Annotated in this window: 1 protein-coding gene; it reads left to right on the top strand. The window is 73.5% G+C overall.

Annotation, left to right across the window (positions count from 1 at the left end):
* Positions 1 to 837, top strand: an 837-nt coding sequence (locus H7B90_RS32415; RefSeq protein WP_260411382.1) for a stalk domain-containing protein, incomplete at both ends; no start/stop codon positions are given.

Raw genomic sequence — 837 nt, 5'->3', positions numbered from 1 at the left:
CCGTCCGACGTGGCGGTCGACGCCGCCGGCAACGTCTACGTGGCGGACACGCTCAACCACGTCATCCGCAAGATCGACGCCGGCGGCGCCGTGACGACGCTGACCGCGCCGTCCTCGCGCGTGGCCGAGTACTTGCCGGGCGCGGTCGAGTCCTCGGGCGACTACGCGGACGGCCCGATCGCGGAGGCGAAGTTCAACGAGCCGAGCGGGCTGGCGCTGGACAGCAAGGGGAACCTGTACGTCAGCGACCGGGGCAACCAGCGCATCCGCTACATCGACTTCGCGGCGGGCACGGTGACGACCGTCGCCGGCACCGCGCCGGCGTACGCGGCCAGCGGCTTGTACGCCGAAGGCGGCTACGCCGACGGAGCGGCGCTGTCGGCGCGGTTCAACGCGCCGGAGGGGCTCGCGCTCGCGCCGGACGGCACGCTTGTCGTCGCGGACAGCCTGAACCACGCGATCCGGCTCGTGAAGGACGGCCGGGTGACGACGCTGGCCGGGGAAGCGACGGAGTTCGGCTCCGGCGACGGCGTGACGTACGCGGCGCGGTTCAACCGCCCGACCGACGTCGCGGCGCTCGCGGACGGGCGGCTCGCGATCGCCGACCAGGACGGCAACAAGGTGCGCGTGCTGGCGAAGTACGCGAAGCCGGCGGGGCTGCCGGCGGACGGATCGATCCGCACGCTGCTGAACGGCGTCCTCGTGAAGACGGACGCCGCGGCGTTCCAGCAGGGCGGAGCGACGCTGCTGCCGCTGCGGAGCGTCGGCGAGGCGCTCGGCTACGAGGTCGGCTACGACGCGAAGACGAAGACCGGCAAGCTGACGCGCGGCGGCGCG

It is taken from the genome of Cohnella xylanilytica, assembly GCF_014212175.1.
Taxonomy (GTDB): Bacteria; Bacillota; Bacilli; order Paenibacillales; family Paenibacillaceae; genus Cohnella; species Cohnella xylanilytica.
This window is presented reverse-complemented; position numbering and strand designations above follow the sequence as displayed.